This window comes from Mucilaginibacter sp. RCC_168, assembly GCF_041355315.1.
Classification (GTDB): Bacteria; Bacteroidota; Bacteroidia; order Sphingobacteriales; family Sphingobacteriaceae; genus Mucilaginibacter.
On the sequence record NZ_JBFUPN010000001.1, the window covers coordinates 308,848 to 323,076 of the forward strand.

A 14,229-nucleotide genomic window follows, 5' to 3' on the forward strand; every position below is an offset into this window, starting at 1 on the left:
AGAGGATAATTTTTTAAAATACACAACATCGGGTTATTTCTGTTCCGGAAATTCTTAAATTTCGCCACGCCAATCCTGTCGAGGACCGAGGCAATAAAATAAGCTTAAACACAATGAGAAAACATTATTACCTACTGGTTCTCTTATTCACTACCCTACGGGGATTTGCACAATCGCCTTATGATAATAATGTATATGATCCGGCCATCAAAAGCGTGGAGTTTTACAACACTCAAAAACAGGGTTCGTTCCCGATAATCGCCTTAGGATCAACAGAAAAGGTAACGCTGGCCTTTGATGATCTGCGTGGCGGAAGTCGCAATTACTACTATACCATTGAGCATTGCGATACCCGCTGGAACTCCTCGAACCTGTCTACCACCGAGTACCTGCAAAGCTTTACCGACGACCGTTTGTATACCTATACCTACTCAACTGGTACTATTCAAAAATATACACACTATGAGCTCAAGCTGCCGAATAACAATATAGCACCCAAAATATCAGGCAATTACATACTGAAAGTTTACGAGGATGGCGACCAGTCTAAACTGGTGCTTACCCGTCGTTTATACGTGGTAAACAAAAAGGTATCCATAGCGGCCACTATCGGCACCTCGCCTGAAGTGCAGACCCGCAAAACCAATCAAAAGGTAAACTTTACGGTTGACTATGCCGGCTTACCCGTCCAAAATCCTTCGTTCGAGATCCGCGCCCTACTGATGCAAAACGCGCGTACGCAAACCGGCATTTTAAATACGCAGCCAACCTATGTGCGTGGTACACAATTGGTTTATAACGATGTATCTATCAATGATTTTCCTGGCCGCAATGAGTTCAGGCTGTTTGATACCCGTACGCTAAAGCTTAATTCCCAGCGCATTGCCCGTATCATCAAAGACACAGCCAACAATGTGGTGCTGTTGACTGATCCTATCCGTGATAGCCCGGATTACCTGTTGCTGTATGATAATGACGGTAAATTTTTTGTGCTGAACCAGGATGGCACCGACCCGCGCACAGATGCCGATTACGCGCATATTTATTTTGGTTTGGCTGCTTATAAGCCTCAGTCAGAGGGCAGTCCGTACATCGTTGGTGCCTTTAACGACTATAAACTGGATGAACGCAGCAAACTCACATTTGGCGAAGATGGCAAATACCATATCAACCTGCTCCTGAAACAGGGCGTATATGACTACGAATATGTTTGGTATGATAACACCACTAAAAGGGCCAGTGATATTCCATTGGAAGGCAGCCATTTCGAAACCGAAAATGATTACCAGTTGCTTATCTACTATCGCGCCCCGACGGCCCGCTGGGATGAGTTGGTTGGCTTTGGGGAATTGAATACGGTGAAGAAATAGGTTCGTGGAACGAGGAGCGTGTGTCGGGAGCGAGATGAGGGACATAGTGTGTTTTAAAGAGGTAATTATTCCAAGCACTTCGCTCCACGCACTCGCACCAAGTCAAAATGCTTATCTTTGCCTAAAATTAAGCACATGACCGGAAAATCGCCCAAAGAATCATATACCATCATGAATGAACTGGTATTACCCAATGATACCAATACGTTAAACAACCTGATGGGAGGGCGCCTGCTGCACTGGATGGATATAGCGGCCGCTATATCCGCGCAAAAACATTGCAACCGTATTGTGGTAACCGCTTCGGTTGATAATGTATCGTTCCAATCGCCAATAAAACTAGGTGATGTGATCAGTATTGAAGCTAAAGTAACCCGCGCGTTCACTACTTCCGTTGAAGTAAGGATGGATGTATGGGCGCAAAATATCCCTTCCGGTACCCGTGTAAAAAGCAACGAAGCCTACTACACTTTTGTAGCGCTTGACAGTGACGGACAAAAAACAACAGTACCTGCACTAATACCCGAAACAGAAGAAGAAATAACCCTTTTTGAAGGTGCCTTGCGTCGCCGGCAGTTGCGCTTGATACTGGGCGGAAAAATGAAGCCTAATGATGCTACAGAACTCAAAGCCCTGTTTTTTGGTGATCAGCTACCGCTCAACCTGCGCGATTAAAAACAGTAGTAACAAAAAAATAGTTCTGTGGTCTAAACGTTATGATACGGTGTATCAGTTGATTTAAATTTTAGCGCCATGAGATATTTTTTATGTTTTTTACTGCCTCCGCTGGCCATTCTGACCACCGGCCGTATTGGAGCATTTATATTGAATATATTTTTAACCTTGTTTTTTTGGATACCGGGTGTAATACATTCCATACTGGTAACTAACGATTATTATGAGGCTAAAAGGCACCGCCAACTAATGCGTGCCACCCGCCGGGCAAGGGCGTGGTAAACTACTGATATGCAGATGTGCGGATGTTAAGTAATTAAAATCATAGTCTCGCGTACAAACCATCAACGAAATCAGGGTAATCATTAAAATCAACGGTCAAAATTTACCATATTTGCCATCATGCAAAAAGGTAAGCTCTTAATTATTGATGACGAGGAAAGGTTGCGCAACCTGCTTGCCCGTATCCTGCAACTGGAAGGGCATGAAGTTTTTACCGCTGCCAATGGTAAAGAAGGCTTGCGTAAATTACAGCAGGAATATATACATGTAGTACTTAGCGATGTAAAGCTGCCCGATACCGATGGTATTACCCTGTCAGAAACCATCAAGAAGAATTACCCTTCAACAGAAATTATTGTACTCACGGCTTACGGTACCATTAATGATGGTGTAAAAGCTATTAAAGCCGGCGCTTTTGATTATATCACCAAAGGCGATGATAACGAAAAAATTATCCCGCTGGTAAGCAAGGCGATGGATAAGGCCCTGTTACAGCAAACGGTTATAGAACTACAAAGCAAACTGAATGATAAGTTTGGGTTCGACAGGCTCATTGGCAGATCAACCGCCATCAGCGATGTGATCAAGCTGGCACAAAAGGTAGCTTTAACCGATACCACCGTTCTGTTACTGGGAGAAACCGGCACCGGCAAGGAAATTTTTGCCGAAGCTATTCACCAGGCCAGTAACCGCAATACAAAATCGTTTGTGGCCGTAAACTGCAGCGCTTTTACTAAGGAATTACTGGAAAGTGAGCTGTTTGGTCATAAGGCCGGCTCATTCACCGGAGCGCTGAAAGACAAAAAAGGCCTTTTTGAAGAAGCTAACGGAGGCACTATTTTCTTAGATGAGATAGGCGAACTCGACCACGATCTGCAGGCCAAATTGCTTCGTGTGCTGGAATCACAACAATTTTTAAAAATTGGTGATATTAAACCAACCCAGGTAAACGTACGTATTCTGGCGGCAACAAACCGCAACCTGCAAAACGAAATTGCCGATGGTCACTTCCGGTCGGATCTGTTTTACAGGCTTTCAGTTTTCCAGATCACATTGCCTGCCCTGCGCGAGCGTAAAAAAGATATTAAACTACTGGCAGAGTACTTTATGCAGCATTTTGCCCTGAAGGTTAAAAAGCAGATCAATGAACTCAGCGATGAATTTGTTCATAAATTGGAAGATTATCCATGGCCGGGCAATATCCGTGAGCTCAAAAATGTTATTGAGCGGGCGGTGATCCTGACCGATACCCATGTTTTGGATGAAAGTCTGCTGCCTTACGAAATTCAGCAGCAACAGGTAAAAACAGGCATCCCGATATCGGCGTTTGATCTGTCGTCGGTAGAAAAACTGCACATTCAGCGGGTGCTGAACCATACCCATGGCAACCGCGCCGAAGCTGCCCAGTTGCTAAACATCGGTGTAGCCACCTTATATAGGAAACTAAAAGAATACGGGCTGGAATAAGACCAGCAGGTTTCGTTAAAGCGTCTTTAAAAAAGCCGTTCTTTAGCTTTTGATAACGACATCTTTAACAAAACGGTGATCACCATGTACGATAAAATGGTAATGAATAAGCAAATAGGAATAAATTTATTTCCAAGTACTTCATGCCCGTTGCCGATATCGCTGCTAAAGCCAAAAGTAAAACCCTGCTGATAGAGGAATAATCCGGTATGACCTGGGGCAATGATCTTAACGATACAAAGGGAGCCAAAGGCCAGCGTAAATAAATATAGTAAACCAAAAAGAATATACTTAAACGCGTATGCGCTATGCCTAACAATCCCGCTGATCAGCCCCCATATTATCCGGAAAGGATTAAACGTACCGGCAGCCGTTTCCAACTTTTTGGTTACCACCCATTCTGATAGATAGGTTTGTGGCTCTCCCAGATTTTCCAGGGCTTGCTCTACTGTTGTTTCGGGGTAGTTATTCAAGCTTTCATAAATATGACTGCTGATCTCCCGTTGAATATCTGCCTGATCATGTTTAGGCAGCCTGCTGATCATGCTATGCACCTTTTTCATATAGGTTTTATAATGCTGATCATTTAGTAGTGTGTCTTTGTTCATGATTTAATATTTTTAAATAAGGTTTTTAAGATTGCCGGATAGCGTAGTCCAAAATGCTGTCATTTTTTCCAATGAAAGCTGGCCGCTACTGGTGATACTATAATATTTCCGGGGCATGCCGGTTTCCATTTCTACCCATTTTGATTCAATTAAATGATCATCTTTTAAGCGGTTCAAAAGCGGGTAGATGGTTCCTTCGCTGATATCATATCCTGATGCCGACTTAATGTGCTCCAATAATTCGTACCCGTATTGGTCTTTCTTTTTTAAAAGCAGCAGTATAATGAAATCAAGCGTACCCTTTTTCATTTGCGTTTCCCATTTTGCTATTACATTAGCTTCCATAATACAAAGCTATACAAATAGCATCGCATTACAATGCATTTTAAAAAATATTTTTTCTCTATTCATCTTACCTATGATCTTACATACTAATACTTGTTTTTTACAGGGTTTAAAGGATCCAAAAGCTTGAATTTTGATATCAGCAACAAACAATATCATGAACAATCAAATTTCAAATCCTGTTAAAACGGCACTGATAGTTGGCGCTAACGGCGTTATCGGCACTAATCTTATCAATCATCTTTTGTTACTTGGCGGCTGGAATATTATCGGCTTATCCCGACGGGGTGGTACTTCTACGGCAAACGTTACCTACATCCCGGTAAACCTGCTTGATAAGGAGGATACCGTTAAACAACTCAACTCACTATCGGCGGTTACCCATATATTTTATGCCGCCTATCAGGATAAACCTACCTGGGCCGAACTGGTGGAGCCCAATTTAACCATGCTGATTAACGTGGTTGATGCCATCGAACCTATCGCTTTGAACTTGCAACACATCAGCCTGATGCAGGGATATAAAGTTTATGGTGCACACCTTGGCCCTTTTAAAACGCCCGCTAAAGAAAGTGACGCCGGCCATATGCCGCCCGAGTTTAACGTTGATCAGCAAAATTTTCTGGAGCAACGACAGCAAGGCAAAAGCTGGGCATGGTCGGCCATCCGGCCTTCAGTAGTGGGCGGCACTGCGTTGGGTAATCCAATGAACCTTGCTCTGCTCATTGCTGTTTATGCTACTATCTCTAAAGAGCTGGGGATCCCTTTACGCTTTCCGGGTAAACCGGGCGCCTATGATAAATTGATGGAAATGACTGATGCCAGGCTGTTAGCGAAAGCTACGGTGTGGGCGGCAACAAACCCAACCTGTGCTAATCAGGCTTTTAATATCAACAACGGCGATCTGTTTAGGTGGAACGAAATGTGGCCTAAAATTGCACGCTATTTTGATATGGAAATTGCACCTCCGCTCCAAATGCCTTTGCAAACGGTAATGGCGGACAAAGCGCCGATGTGGGAAAAGATACAGGAAAAGTATGGTCTCGAAAAACACTATTATGAAGATGTTTCTTACTGGGGTTTTGGCGATTTTGTATTCTCCTGGGATTATGATTTTTTTGCCGATGGTTCCAAAGCACGCCGCTTTGGTTTTCATGAATATGTAGATACTGAACAGATGTTCAAGAATCTGTTTGATGAATTCCGCCGTAAAAAAGTGATCCCGTAAGGCCTGAAGAATCAGCAGGTATACGAATAAAATATGCCTGCTGATACTTTGATCAATTGCCTGCTGGTTGGTAAATATCCCGTTCCATAGTAATGTTCAGGCGGGCGATCAATTCGGCCGGATTAAAGCCAATGCGCTGGTACTCCGTTTGCACTGCGGCTTTCGCCTGATTTAGGGCATCTTCGCTTTCCCACGTGGCAACGGTAACACAAATGGTATTCCCGTTTTCATCTTCGCGCTCGTAAGCTATATCACCTAAAAAGCCCGGTAAGTTTTTAATAAAACCCCTGTTAAAATTCATCCGCTCGGTAAATTCTTGTTTACCGTTTTGAGGGATTATAAATTTGTCGATGAATATTTGTTGCATGATACGTACTGAATTATTGTTTATCCAAAATTCAGCAATGCAGAAACCTAATAATTGTAAAAAATCATTGATTTACCAGTAAATGGTCGATTTGAAAAACTCATGCGGGGTTTGCCCGGCGAACGTTCTGAAATCTTTTATAAAATGGGCCTGGTCAAAATAACCGGCAGCCAAAGCAGTCTCGGTAAGATCGACCGTAGGATCATAATTCTCTATCAGGTTTCGTAAACGCACTATAGACGAAAATTGCTTGGGCGATGTGCCTGTTATTTTTCGGAACCTTTTTTCGAAGGAATCATGACTAACGGGCAATGTACTTATGAGTTCTTTTATTCGTAAATTTCCCTTACTCAAGCGGATATGTTTAATAGCATATTGGATAAGCAAATCAGATTTGGTCTGATATAACCTGGAAAGTAAAAACTGTTCTATAATGGCAATGCGTTGAAAATGATCGCTTGCCTCCGCCAATTGTTCTTCTATTTCGGTCAATTTTTGTTGACCGATCAGGGTGTCCAGCGCTAAGCTTACACCAAACAATTCATGGAGCGGTTCTTTAAAAAATGTGGTCGCTCCTCCAGGTTTAAAAACAACAAGAAACGAAGCAGCCTGCCCCGAGTAATTGATCAGGCGGACTGATTTTCGTAATCCGGTGAGTAATGCAGTTGGCAAATTATTTTTTATTCCCGCAATTTCATCGCTTATGGTGCCTTTATATCTAAATCCCATAACCATACCAGTATCAGGCAGCACGCGATTTTCCATCCCATGTTCGCTTTCAATAAAAAGGTAATGCTCAACAAAAGGACCTAAAATCTCAGCAGGAAGATACCGCTCCATTTTCATGATCACTAATTTAGGTTTTAAAGCTTATAGTTTTGCTTAACCTATTGTCATCTTTTGCCAATCGGTTATGAAAGGACCTATGGATAATGAATAATATGGATACAGGCACACTGAACATAATGAACTGCTTTTTCGTTTAATTTGCTAAACTAACGGCTTTGTGTTAACTGCTGGATAATGCGATGCATTATCTGTAATGCAAGGAAAAAGATGCTTTCAACCTTTATTTTTGCCTCTCGCTATCATCTAAAAAATTACAGGATAATTGCTGGTGTATCCGGAGCACTAAAAAAAGGCTTGTACGTATTTTGCCTGTTAATTTTTGTCTTTGGCACAGCCTCAGCACAAGCTCCGCAAATCACAGCTAAAACAGGCGTAAGATTGCAGCTTGACGAAACTGGCCACAAAACTGTTGTATTTATAGATGTTGCCGATGTCACCGGACTTGCTGCAAACGGGACTACAGTGGTTAATACTCCTCTGCTCGATTGCTCATCACTTGGCCCGCAAAACATAACCGTAACAGCCAGTAATGGTACACCGGGCACAACGGTAACTAAATCCATACCGGTGATAGTTACCAGCACTCCTGTATTTCCAGATCACCATGATATAACCATTCCTGCAGACAATAGTTGTAATACCGTTTTGCCGGATTATACAGCAGTGTTTGCCCCTCATGATATTTGCAGTAATGCAATACTTAACACCAAACAAGATCCGCTTGCTGGTACCCCATTAAACGTAAATCAACCCACTCAAATAACCCTTACCACCAGCGATCAGTTTGGCGGTATCACAGCTATTTTTTTTACAGTTACCTCTTATGCAACTCCCGTAATTTTTCCAAGACCAGGCCCCATAACACTTCAATTGAGTGAAAGTGGAAGTTATGAGGTACAGGTATCGGATCTGGGCTCGCCGTTTGTATGTGATGGCAGCACGTTAACTAATACCATAAGTCCTCAAAATTTGAATTGCGCAAATCTTGGAAATCAAACTATTACACTTACCAGCAGCAATTTGCGCCCCAACCCCCAGGCTGTTACTTTTAGCGTACCTTCCGATGCGGTAACTGATGCAGCCGGCAATATTTATGTGGCTGATGGCTATAGCTGCAGTATCAGGAAAATTGCGAGCGATGGTACGGTAACCACTTTGGCGGGTGGCAGCTCCTGTGATTATGCCGATGGCAGTGGCGCTGCCGCTAAGTTTAAAGTGCTTAATGGTATTACCATTGACCCATCTGGGAATTTATATGTAATTGACGAGAATAACCGCGTGAGAAAGATAACACCTAATGGCACCGTTACCACCATAGCCGGTAATGGTCAAAATAAAACGGTTGATGGACAAGGCACGGCTGCGAGCTTTCAGGACCCAAAGGGTATTACTATAGATGCTATCGGCAATTTATATATAACGCAAGGCGATTATCTCATCCGTAAGGTAACGCAGGGGGGAATGGTCACTACCATTACCGCCCCATCATCTGTTTCAAAATTAAACAACCCTGTGGGTATCACTACAGATCCGCTCGGGAATTTATATATAACCGATTATAGCAGTGCTATTAAAAAAATAGCACCTGATGGCACCATAACCATCATAGCAGGCCATGACGGTTCAGGATTTACTGATGGTATCGGAGCTGCGGCCAGTTTTAACCAGCCGAGAGGTATTACCAGGGATAACCAGGGGAATTTATACGTAACTGACTCAAAGAATAATGCCATCCGTAAGATAGATCCATCGGGTAAAGTGACCACGCTTACACTGTACACCACCAACCCTGGTGATAAGGCAACCCTAAATAACCCTATCGGCATCAAACTGGATCCTTTTGGTAACCTGATCGTAGTTGACAGGGATAATGAGCGTATTGTACGCATAACCCCGGGAGGACAGCTTACTACTATAGCCGGGAATGGCATAGTTGGCAATAATAATGGCAATACTAACACGCCGGCAATGTTAGGAGGTACAGCCTCCATCGATGTTCCGGTCACGGTTGTAAGCTCTATCAACTCTACTTCTGCACAAGGGGGTATAGTTTCTACTATTAGCTCTTTACCGGCCGATGCTACCGTATGCTCAGGTAAGGCTATTGACTTTACAGCAAGTATACCTCCAGGAACAACAGTTAACAGTTACCAATGGCAGGTAAACGGCGTTAATGCCGGATTAAACCAGCCAACCTTTAGCAGCAATACCCTGCAAAACGGCGATATGATTACGTGTATTACAACTAATAACGCGAGTTGTACCGTGCCGCAAACCAGTACGCCCGTACAAGCTCATATTAACCCGGCACCGGGTATTGTTTTTGCCCAAAACCCAACCATAAAATTCGGCGAAAATGTTACGTTGGTTCCACAACTATCCGGGGATATTGTATCTTTAAGCTGGTCGCCCGCATTGGGGTTGAGCAGTACCAATACATCATACCCAATAGCAAATCCTGCAGTTACTACTACTTATTACCTCACGGCTACCTCATCGCTCAATTGCCAATCTGTAGTTCCGGTTACGGTTACAGTAATAACCCCCATTCATATCCCCAATACATTTACGCCCAACGGAGATGGGTATAACGATGTTTGGAAAATTGACGATCTGGTTAACTATCCGAATTGTACCGTTAATATATTTAACCGCTATGGACAGGCCTTATTTCATGCCAATGGCTATGGTACACCTTGGGACGGCACTTATCACGGCAGTAAGGTACCACCGGGTACTTATTATTATATCATCGACCTAAAGAATGGCAGCAAGCCTTTAGCGGGTTGGGTGGCTATTATCCGTTAACAAACAGGTATGCTATAGGTGCGCAAGTATATTGATCAGCTTGTCAAATGGGTCACGTACATAAAAGCGCCTTACGCCCCAGGGTTCGTCAACCGGCCCGTATTCTATCCTGAAACCGGCTTTAATTACCCGTTCGATGGCGGTATTGATATCATCTACTTCTATAGAAACATCGGGAACCGGTGTACCAGAACCGCCTTCGGATGCAAAGCTGATCTGGATACTCATGTTATGTTGCTATCCACCCATAATCCATTATCACGTCAAGCCCTAATACATCCTGGTAAAAACGTTTAGCTTCAGTAACATCTGTTGTGCTGATATTGGTTACAATTCTTTTAACTTTCATAGATACTCATATATAAAAATTGATCAGAGCTGGTTTAATCAGCCAATCGGCTTTTCCTAGTACTCAGCACAATTCCACCCAAAACTAAAACAGCGCCGGCCATCTGTAAAATATTGATATGCTCGTTTAAAAAAACGAGCGAAATGATCAATCCAACTACCGGATCGAGATTGGTGAAGTTTCCAACCTGTGACGCCGATAATAAGCGGAGTGATTTATTATAAAGCAAATAACAAACACCCGAAGATACAGCCCCGAGGTATAAGATAGCCAGCCAGGAGCCCAGGTGTATAACCGGCCAGCCCGAGTGCCGGTTCTCAAATATTGCAGCGGGTAGCAAACACAGTGAACCAATACATGTGCTTAAACTCGTAATTAGCAGCGGGTTAAAGTGAGCTGTCTTTTTAGACATAATAGTGTATGCCCCCCATGACATTACTGCAACTATCATTAGCAAGTTCCCGGTTATGCTATTCCGGGTATCGCTGTTATTATCGCCTGATAAAAACCCGATCAGCATTACGCCTATTAAAGAGGCAATTATCCCGGTGATCTGCCCTGCGGATAGTTTTTCTTTAAGGAACACCGCAGCAAATAAGGCTATGCAAATTGGGATAAAACCCTGTATCAAAGAGCCCACCGAGGCAGAAGTCATTTGGGCAGAAATATTAAAAAGAATATAAAAACAGGTAACGCCTGTGAGGCCCATAAAAATGATGGGAAACCAGGGTGCATCAACCAAATATTCGCGGAAAGGTTTATCCTTATTGATAAAAAATATCAGCAGCAAAGTAATAGCCCCTACAGAACAACGACAAAAAGCAAGTGCTATTGGCGGTATGTCATTGATGATCATCTTAGTTACAGGATAACTGCTCCCCCAAACAATCATGACAAACAATATACTGATCAGGCCTATAAACTTCTTATTTACCATTTTTTGAAGGTACTACTATTTGATAATTTGTAATAAATAAAAAAGCGCCCCGTATCTCACCCCGGGACGCTTCATGGTATCCATATACTATATCAACTATATCTCAAAAAGAGCTCGCTAATATTATGGGTTAATTAACCCTTCTAAAATCTATATTGGTGAGTTTAATACCACCAGTACCCAAATTGTCTCCCCCCGATTTAATAACCAGCCAAACGGTACCAGCAGTAGGGAATGAAACTACATTTCCGCTTCCGGCACATTTAACAGCTGATAATAAGCCGTTAAAAGGTGTATTTCCGCAACCTGTCCAGGTATTCAGCGCCATACGGATGCCTCCATCACTATAGTCTTTACCTTGCGTTGGTTGTAGGGTGCTTAAGTAAACCTCAAACCAGGTATTGGTTGCGCCTTGTCCCTGTACATTAAAGTCGATCTTATACTGTTTGTTGGCTCTTACTTCAAAAGGCTGATAAACACCCTGGTGCCCGCCACTACCACCCGATGCCAGTATGCTTCCATCATCATTAATCTTAAACGTCACATTATCATTTGAGGCTATCTTTAAAACTGTCCATTTGGTTTTATCCACCATATTGGTTTTAGGAGTAACGGCATCCAATAACTGATCAACATTAAAATAAATGATCACCTTATTCATATCGGTATTGATTTCCTGTTTTGATGAATTGGCTATTTTAATACCTAAAGCTGCCGTTTTTCCACCATACTTAGCCATAGAAGCGATCTTTACTTTAGGTATGATAATGCCTTTCATGATATGATTATCAAGTGTTACAGAATCTTTTGAGGGCAAGCTATAATCGGCAGGATCAAGTACAACGGTATTGGCAGGTAATGCACCAGAGGTGATTAATCCTGCAATCGCGGTATTATCAATACCAACATCTACGGTTAAAGCATCAAAGTTTGACTCGCCGCCACGATATACTGGTACCGAAAAATCAGCTGTGCCGGCTACACTGTCAACAACCAGTTTGCCGTCAACAAGGACGTCGACAAGCCCGTTTGGTTTTTCTGCCTGTGGTAAATAAACCTTTACCGCTGGATTTGATTTTACACCTTCCAGGTATTCCTGTTTACAGGAAGCTATGGTCAATACAAAACAGGTGGCCCATTTTAGCATTGATGATACATGAATTTTCATAAAATATTTTTTAAATCCTTAATATTTAAGATGGATCATCATACTTTGTCCATATGATGATCCGGATATTATTACCAACCTGGGTTTTGTTTCCAATTGGTTTTCGCGATCTCGCTTTGCGGAATCGGGAACCAATTCATTTTTTCATCAAACACCCGCGCTTCTAATTGCTTAACTGCATAGCTATTTGAACCTCCGGAATTAATGATCTCAATACGGCTTACCGGAGCTTTGAAATATAATGATCCTTCTTTCCATCTGCGGACATCCCAAAAACGCTGATCTTCATAACCCAACTCCACATTACGTTCATGTTCAATGACTTGCTGACTCAAAGCAGTTAATACCGGCATTTTTACGCGTTGCCTTACCTTGTTGATGGCCTGCAGGGCGGTCATCCCGTATCCTTGAGGATCGGCATCGGCACCGTAAGCGTTATACATGGCTTCGGCATAATTCAGCAGGAGTTCTCCATATCTGAAATAGATCCAGGCATGGTTGGCCTTCGTGTTATTAACCAGATCGATAGATTGATTAACCCATTTTGATAGGTAATAGCCAGTTTTAGTAGCATTTTGTTTTGGCAGGCCACTATTACCCCCATTAAATGTTTCGATAGTTGTGGATTTAAAAGTAGCCCCATTATATACAACGGTTGCAGCGAAACGGGGGTCGCGGTTTTGATATGGATTTGCCGCATGGATTGGATTGCTCCAGCTAAAGGGGGCAGAACCGGTTATATTACCCGATCCATCCTTTTGCAGTACCTCAAAACTCTCTACAAAGTTTTCGGTTGGTGCGATGCTGGCGCCCCTGCTGTTTTGAAATGAGATTGGGTAATTCGCATACTCAACCGTATTTATGGCTCCATAACGACGATAAAAAATAAGCTCGGCTGATGTTGTGCTATTTGCACCATATAAATTGGTATAATTAGCATCAAGAGAATAAGCGTTCAAGGCCATTACATCATGCGCCGCGGCTGCCGCTTGTGCCCAGATTACAGTTGAACCGTTATCTTTAAACAGCGGGCTCGCTCCATATAACAGCGCTTTTGCTTTTAACGCTTTTATTGCCCCTTGCGTAACACGGCCCGCCTCATACCAGGAGTAAGGACTAAGGTTAGCCGGTATAATAGCTGCTGATTTATCACACAAGGAAGCAATATACTTCAGACACTCATCAAGAGAGTTTCGCTGTACATTTTTCCAGCTGTTAGCATCATCATAATCCAACGGCTGTTCCAAAATAGGCACGCCTCCATAACGCTTAACTAATTCGAGGTAAAAAAACGCTTTCAAAAAAAGGGCTTCGCCTTCCATAAACTTAACGTTATTGCGGGCGTTAAAATAGGCGGTTGAATCTGTTGAGGTGATCTTATCCTTGATATAGGAAATATCAACTGCACCCTTATTTTTCAGATAAAGATTGGCTTGCCTTATACCTTTAAAGTTTCGGGCCCAAACATCAGCAGGGTTATTGTACTGGTTCCAGGTACCTGTGTTAAAGGTTTGGGCTGTATCTAAGGCGTTGGTAGCTTCCGCATTATCGGTAGCGGCTTCCATATCCAGATTGGCAAGACCATCGGGCAGGTAACTGTAAATATTCCAAACCTGTTGCTGTACATAGTTATAGTTGCTGTAAAGTTTATCAACAGTAACACCCGCCTGCAGCGTTTGCACATCCAGGTAATCACGTTTACAGGAGTAAAGCAGCGTACCTATTGCCAGCAATGTTATTATATATCGATTTTTTTTCATTTCCTTGTAATTACAA

General features: G+C 42.7%; 14 protein-coding genes. 6 read left to right on the plus strand and 8 right to left on the minus strand.

Going from position 1 to position 14,229, the window contains the following annotated elements; all coding sequences use genetic code 11:
• The first annotated feature begins 113 nt into the window (after window positions 1-113).
• From AB6735_RS01305 to AB6735_RS01320, 4 genes are all read left to right on the plus strand, one after another.
• The gene (locus tag AB6735_RS01305) at window positions 114-1,370 is read left to right on the plus strand and encodes a DUF5103 domain-containing protein (protein ID WP_370994005.1); all 1,257 of its coding nucleotides are present in this window, start codon (window positions 114-116) and stop codon (window positions 1,368-1,370) included.
• Between the two features lie 135 nt (window positions 1,371-1,505).
• Entirely contained in the window at window positions 1,506-2,045 is a 540-nt protein-coding gene (locus tag AB6735_RS01310; RefSeq protein WP_370994006.1) for an acyl-CoA thioesterase, read from the plus strand.
• Window positions 2,046-2,123: 78 nt separating this feature from the next.
• Entirely contained in the window at window positions 2,124-2,327 is a 204-nt protein-coding gene (locus AB6735_RS01315; RefSeq protein ID WP_310102883.1) for a YqaE/Pmp3 family membrane protein, read from the plus strand.
• Between the two features lie 120 nt (window positions 2,328-2,447).
• Complete coding sequence (locus AB6735_RS01320; protein WP_370994007.1) at window positions 2,448-3,794, plus strand: sigma-54-dependent transcriptional regulator; 1,347 nt, start codon at window positions 2,448-2,450, stop codon at window positions 3,792-3,794.
• Between the two features lie 26 nt (window positions 3,795-3,820).
• Here the strand turns inward: AB6735_RS01320 and AB6735_RS01325 are convergent, their stop codons facing one another.
• Together AB6735_RS01325 and AB6735_RS01330 are read right to left on the minus strand one after the other, a co-directional pair.
• Window positions 3,821-4,402 carry a hypothetical protein gene (locus AB6735_RS01325; RefSeq protein ID WP_370994008.1) on the minus strand — a complete coding sequence of 194 codons (582 nt, stop codon included), beginning with the start codon at window positions 4,400-4,402 and terminating at the stop codon, window positions 3,821-3,823.
• A 12-nt stretch (window positions 4,403-4,414) separates the two neighbouring features.
• The gene (locus AB6735_RS01330; RefSeq protein ID WP_370994009.1) at window positions 4,415-4,747 is read right to left on the minus strand and encodes a PadR family transcriptional regulator; all 333 of its coding nucleotides are present in this window, start codon (window positions 4,745-4,747) and stop codon (window positions 4,415-4,417) included.
• Window positions 4,748-4,904: 157 nt separating this feature from the next.
• Between AB6735_RS01330 and AB6735_RS01335 the strand changes: the two genes are divergently transcribed.
• Window positions 4,905-5,975 carry an SDR family oxidoreductase gene (locus AB6735_RS01335; protein ID WP_370994010.1) on the plus strand — a complete coding sequence of 357 codons (1,071 nt, stop codon included), beginning with the start codon at window positions 4,905-4,907 and terminating at the stop codon, window positions 5,973-5,975.
• Window positions 5,976-6,027: 52 nt separating this feature from the next.
• On the opposite strand, the gene AB6735_RS01340 is transcribed toward AB6735_RS01335, so the two are convergent.
• Together AB6735_RS01340 and AB6735_RS01345 are read right to left on the minus strand one after the other, a co-directional pair.
• Window positions 6,028-6,342, minus strand: coding sequence for a hypothetical protein (locus tag AB6735_RS01340; RefSeq protein WP_370994011.1), 315 nt, complete (start codon window positions 6,340-6,342; stop codon window positions 6,028-6,030).
• Between the two features lie 72 nt (window positions 6,343-6,414).
• Window positions 6,415-7,188 carry a helix-turn-helix domain-containing protein gene (locus AB6735_RS01345; protein WP_370994012.1) on the minus strand — a complete coding sequence of 258 codons (774 nt, stop codon included), beginning with the start codon at window positions 7,186-7,188 and terminating at the stop codon, window positions 6,415-6,417.
• Window positions 7,189-7,398: 210 nt separating this feature from the next.
• Between AB6735_RS01345 and AB6735_RS01350 the strand changes: the two genes are divergently transcribed.
• Entirely contained in the window at window positions 7,399-9,999 is a 2,601-nt protein-coding gene (locus AB6735_RS01350) for a gliding motility-associated C-terminal domain-containing protein (RefSeq protein WP_370994013.1), read from the plus strand.
• A gap of 12 nt (window positions 10,000-10,011) precedes the next feature.
• Here AB6735_RS01350 and AB6735_RS01355 read toward each other — a convergent pair whose 3' ends face one another.
• The 4 genes from AB6735_RS01355 to AB6735_RS01370 form a co-directional block, all read right to left on the minus strand.
• The gene (locus AB6735_RS01355) at window positions 10,012-10,227 is read right to left on the minus strand and encodes a VOC family protein (RefSeq protein ID WP_370994014.1); all 216 of its coding nucleotides are present in this window, start codon (window positions 10,225-10,227) and stop codon (window positions 10,012-10,014) included.
• A 155-nt stretch (window positions 10,228-10,382) separates the two neighbouring features.
• The gene (locus AB6735_RS01360; RefSeq protein ID WP_370994015.1) at window positions 10,383-11,285 is read right to left on the minus strand and encodes a DMT family transporter; all 903 of its coding nucleotides are present in this window, start codon (window positions 11,283-11,285) and stop codon (window positions 10,383-10,385) included.
• A gap of 130 nt (window positions 11,286-11,415) precedes the next feature.
• The gene (locus tag AB6735_RS01365) at window positions 11,416-12,453 is read right to left on the minus strand and encodes a DUF1735 domain-containing protein (RefSeq protein WP_370994016.1); all 1,038 of its coding nucleotides are present in this window, start codon (window positions 12,451-12,453) and stop codon (window positions 11,416-11,418) included.
• 71 nt (window positions 12,454-12,524) lie between these two features.
• Entirely contained in the window at window positions 12,525-14,213 is a 1,689-nt protein-coding gene (locus AB6735_RS01370; protein WP_370994017.1) for a RagB/SusD family nutrient uptake outer membrane protein, read from the minus strand.
• Window positions 14,214-14,229: the final 16 nt, after the last annotated feature.

Coding starts and splice junctions, on each gene's coding strand:
- AB6735_RS01365 (WP_370994016.1), bottom strand. CDS start 12,453: ATGAAAATTCATGTATCATCAATGCTAAAATGGGCCACCTGTTTTGTA.
- AB6735_RS01310 (WP_370994006.1), top strand. CDS start 1,506: ATGACCGGAAAATCGCCCAAAGAATCATATACCATCATGAATGAACTG.
- AB6735_RS01350 (WP_370994013.1), top strand. CDS start 7,399: ATGCTTTCAACCTTTATTTTTGCCTCTCGCTATCATCTAAAAAATTAC.
- AB6735_RS01340 (WP_370994011.1), bottom strand. CDS start 6,342: ATGCAACAAATATTCATCGACAAATTTATAATCCCTCAAAACGGTAAA.
- AB6735_RS01355 (WP_370994014.1), bottom strand. CDS start 10,227: ATGAGTATCCAGATCAGCTTTGCATCCGAAGGCGGTTCTGGTACACCG.
- AB6735_RS01325 (WP_370994008.1), bottom strand. CDS start 4,402: ATGAACAAAGACACACTACTAAATGATCAGCATTATAAAACCTATATG.
- AB6735_RS01360 (WP_370994015.1), bottom strand. CDS start 11,285: ATGGTAAATAAGAAGTTTATAGGCCTGATCAGTATATTGTTTGTCATG.
- AB6735_RS01335 (WP_370994010.1), top strand. CDS start 4,905: ATGAACAATCAAATTTCAAATCCTGTTAAAACGGCACTGATAGTTGGC.
- AB6735_RS01370 (WP_370994017.1), bottom strand. CDS start 14,213: ATGAAAAAAAATCGATATATAATAACATTGCTGGCAATAGGTACGCTG.
- AB6735_RS01315 (WP_310102883.1), top strand. CDS start 2,124: ATGAGATATTTTTTATGTTTTTTACTGCCTCCGCTGGCCATTCTGACC.
- AB6735_RS01320 (WP_370994007.1), top strand. CDS start 2,448: ATGCAAAAAGGTAAGCTCTTAATTATTGATGACGAGGAAAGGTTGCGC.
- AB6735_RS01345 (WP_370994012.1), bottom strand. CDS start 7,188: ATGAAAATGGAGCGGTATCTTCCTGCTGAGATTTTAGGTCCTTTTGTT.
- AB6735_RS01330 (WP_370994009.1), bottom strand. CDS start 4,747: ATGGAAGCTAATGTAATAGCAAAATGGGAAACGCAAATGAAAAAGGGT.
- AB6735_RS01305 (WP_370994005.1), top strand. CDS start 114: ATGAGAAAACATTATTACCTACTGGTTCTCTTATTCACTACCCTACGG.